The organism is Streptomyces sp. 8L (assembly GCF_020176795.1).
Classification (GTDB): Bacteria; Actinomycetota; Actinomycetes; order Streptomycetales; family Streptomycetaceae; genus Streptomyces.
In genome coordinates this window covers 1-3,306 of the sequence record NZ_JAIUKE010000611.1, presented here as the reverse complement: position 1 = coordinate 3,306, position 3,306 = coordinate 1, and the positions used below count along the sequence as shown (strand labels likewise).

4 protein-coding genes are annotated in these 3,306 nt (G+C 74.6%); 3 read left to right on the top strand and 1 reads right to left on the bottom strand.

What is annotated here, in order from left to right; genetic code table 11:
* Window positions 1-288: PP2C family protein-serine/threonine phosphatase (locus LCE31_RS35685; RefSeq protein WP_225021994.1), on the top strand; the 288-nt coding region annotated here is incomplete at its 5' end.
* 293 nt (window positions 289-581) lie between these two features.
* Here LCE31_RS35685 and LCE31_RS35680 read toward each other — a convergent pair.
* Entirely contained in the window at window positions 582-803 is a 222-nt protein-coding gene (locus tag LCE31_RS35680; protein WP_225021992.1) for a DUF2945 domain-containing protein, read from the bottom strand.
* Between the two features lie 282 nt (window positions 804-1,085).
* Between LCE31_RS35680 and LCE31_RS35675 the strand changes: the two genes are divergently transcribed.
* Window positions 1,086-2,270, top strand: coding sequence for an FUSC family protein (locus tag LCE31_RS35675; RefSeq protein ID WP_225021990.1), 1,185 nt, complete (start codon window positions 1,086-1,088; stop codon window positions 2,268-2,270).
* A 272-nt stretch (window positions 2,271-2,542) separates the two neighbouring features.
* Window positions 2,543-3,306 (top strand): SDR family NAD(P)-dependent oxidoreductase (locus tag LCE31_RS35670; protein WP_225021987.1); only part of this gene is annotated, 764 nt, incomplete at its 3' end.

The window sequence follows — 3,306 nt, the reverse complement described above, 5'->3', positions numbered from 1 at the left end:
CCCTCCCCGCCCATGGGGACCGGCCTCGACCTTCCCGTCGTGGTCTGCCACGAGCAGCTGGAACCGGGTGACCGCCTCGTCATGTACACCGACGGGATCACCGAGGCCAGGGACAGCGAGGGGCGCCAGTTCGGTCTCGAGCACTTCCTGGACTTCCTGGTGCGCCACCACGCCGACGACCTGCCCGTCGCCGAGACCATGCGCCGGCTGATCCACGCCGTGCTCCGCCACCACCGGGGCAGACTCGATGACGACGCGACGGTGCTGATCTGCGAGTGGCACGGGTGATGCGGGATCTCCGCCCGAAACCGGCCGGCGACGTCAGCGGACGCCCCGGTTCCGCCGCCAGGTGAGCCGGCGCTCTCAGCGGCCGGCGGACCCGCGCTCCGGCCGCGACCGCCGTCGTCGGGGCCGTGGCCCGGCCGCGGGGGAGCCGTCGCTGTCGCACCGGGCGAGCCCGATGCGACGGGCACGTGGCACACCGCAGGGACGACGGGACCGGCCCGGCCGGCGAGGCGCCCCGCGGTCGTGCCGCACCGCACCGCGGGCCGCCCGCGAGCGGCGGCGTGCGAGGGCTTCGCTCACTGGTCCTTCTTCCGCAGCGCCTCCGGCTTGTGCACCGCGGACCTGCCGGACTTCTCGCTGCGCACCCGGTACTGCGGGTCGTCCCCGCTCGCGTCCACCGTCCGTCCCGCGGACCGCACCCGCTCGGTGATCTCCTCCTCGACCTCGCCGACCGCCTCGCCCCCGTGGCTCTTCCAGGCGACCCTGTCTCCCTTGCGCGGTTTCCTGTTCTTGGCCATGTGTCTCACCTCCCTCCCATCCTGGTTCCGGCCGCCCGCTCCCGCAGGGCGAGTTCCGTCTGCCCGTGAGGGGCGCGGCGCCTCCGCCCGACGGCGCTGAGCGCCGGTTCCAGACCGCGGGGAGCTGACGCCTGCCGCGTATCGCCGCACCAGTGAGCCATGCCACCGCGGCGTCCGGGTTACGCGGGAAGGGATCGGGGTCACCCGGGTCCGGATGGCGGCGGGACGCCCCGGAGCACGGACCTGCCGCCTCCGCACGCGGGCGGCGGGGCCGGAGACGTCGTGAACGGAGGAACGGTGGCGGTTGGCCGGTGGATCGCTTGGGAAGCGGCGGCAGTGGGCCGGACGGCGCGGTACGCCGTGGCGTCTCCGGGGCCCGAGCGGGACGCGGTGGTGCAGTCACTCAAGGCGTCCGCCGCCGCGGTCCTGGCCTGGGCGCTGGCCGGCTGGTTCTTCCGGGCCCCGCTGGCCCTGATGGCGCCGTGGACGGCGCTGGCGCTGGTGGACGCGACGGTCTACCGGTCCGTGCGGTCGGGACTTCAGCAGTTCGCCGTCATCGCGGTGGGCGCGGTGGCGGCGTCCCTCGCCATGGCCGTCACCGGCGGCAGGACCCTCGGCGCGATGGCGCTGGCCCTGCCGTTCCTCGTCCTGGCCGGCACCTACCGCCGGCTCGGACGACAGGGGATCTACGGGGCGACGACAGCCCTGTTCGTCATCACGTACGGCACCTACACGCTGCCCGCGCTCGGCTACCGCCTGGCGGAGACGGCGGTCGGAGCGGTGATCGGGATCGGTGTGAACGCGTTCGTCCTGCCGCCCGTGCACCTGCGCAACGTGCGCGACCAGATGCGGCGGCTGGCACACGAGTGTGCCGACCTGCTCGCTCTGATCGCCGACGACATCGGGGACAAGGGGCCGGAGTACGGCACGGCCGAGGCCAGGGACCGGGTGGCGCGCCTCGAAACCGTGCTGGGTGCCCTGTTCGAGGCACGGCGGTGGACCACGGAGAGCCTGCGCGTCAACCCCGGTAGGCGACTGCGCCGTCGGCCGGGTCCCGAGCCGCCGCCTCCCGAAGAGGACGCCCGCTGGCAGGCGGTGGTCGGACATCTCGCCGGTGCCGTACGCATCCTGTCGAACGTGACCGGGGACGGGCGCGCTCTCCCCGTGCTTCCCCCCGACTTCCTTGAGCAGTACGGAGTTCTCGTCGGACGTGTCGCGCACGTGTGCGCCACCTGGGCGGACGCGCTGCGGGAACCGGGGACCGGGGGAGCGGACCGGGAGACGGAAGCGGCCCGGGCGGCTTGGGCCGCCCTGGAGCCGCTGGCGGACGGCCTGCCGAGGCGGCCCGGGCCGACAGCCGCGGTCTGCGGCGGTCTGCTGACCGAGACCCGGCTCCTCCTGGCCCTTCTGACCACGCGGCAGGAGGAGGACCCGCAGACCGGCGCCGCGCAGGACGGCGGTCTCTGAAAGGTCCAGCGGCGGACGGATCAAAGCCACGCTCAGTACGGACGGATGAGGGGAGGCGTCGCGAGAGCGGAAGCCCTCGGCGTCCCGCGACTGTCGTGGCGGCGAAAGGGCCGGGCGCTCACGGAGAGGCTGCGCAGGGAGATGTGAGCCGGCGAACCCGGCCACCGCCGGATGGAACACACCGGTACCTCCGTTCCGGGTGGAGTGTGGCGCCGGACCCTGGTACTGGCTGTGCCTGTATCCGCCCCGCGGGCCGGACCGACACTGACGGCATGACGAACCACACCGACACCCAGCCCATCGGCCTGCTCACCGGAAAGGTCGTGTTCATCACCGGCGCCAGCCGCGGCATCGGGGCCGCCGCGGCCCGGCTCTTCGCCTCCGAGGGCGCCGCAGTCGTCCTCGCCGCCCGCAGCGCCGACGCCCTCCAGCGGATCGTCACCGAGATCCGCGCCGGCGGCGGCACCGCGGACGCCGTGACACTGGACCTCGCCGACCGTGCGGGCATCCGCGCGGCGGTCGACCGCGTGGCGGAGCTGCACGGGCGGCTCGACGGAGCGTTCAACAACGGCGCGGCGATCCAGCGGCCGGGACCACTCGACACGACCACGGACGAGGACATCGAGGAGCAGTTCGCGGTGAACTTCCGCTCGCACTGGACCGCGATGACCGCGGAGGCCGCCCTCATGCGCAGGGGCGGTGGCGGGGCGATCGTCAACACGTCGAGCATCGGCAGCCGCAGGGCGAACCCGGAACTCCCCGCGTACGGCGCGATGAAACGCGCGCTCAACAGCATCACCGAGAGCGCCGCCGTCAGTTGGGGGCGCCACGGGGTACGCGTGAACGGCATCACGCCCGGCGGTACCGCCACGGAGATGATCGACCTGTGGGAGTCCGCTTCCCCCGGTGTCGTCGAGCGCATCGGCGCGGCCCCCCCCCCCCGGCCGGGGGGGGCCCCCCGCCCCCGGGCCGGGGGGGGGGCGGGGGGGGGCCCCGCCCCGGGGGGCGGGCTTGACGGGGCCCCGGGGCGGCGGGG

Excerpts from the sequence above, each read along its gene's own strand:
- LCE31_RS35680 (WP_225021992.1), bottom strand. The coding sequence starts at position 803 with ATGGCCAAGAACAGGAAACCGCGCAAGGGAGACAGGGTCGCCTGGAAG.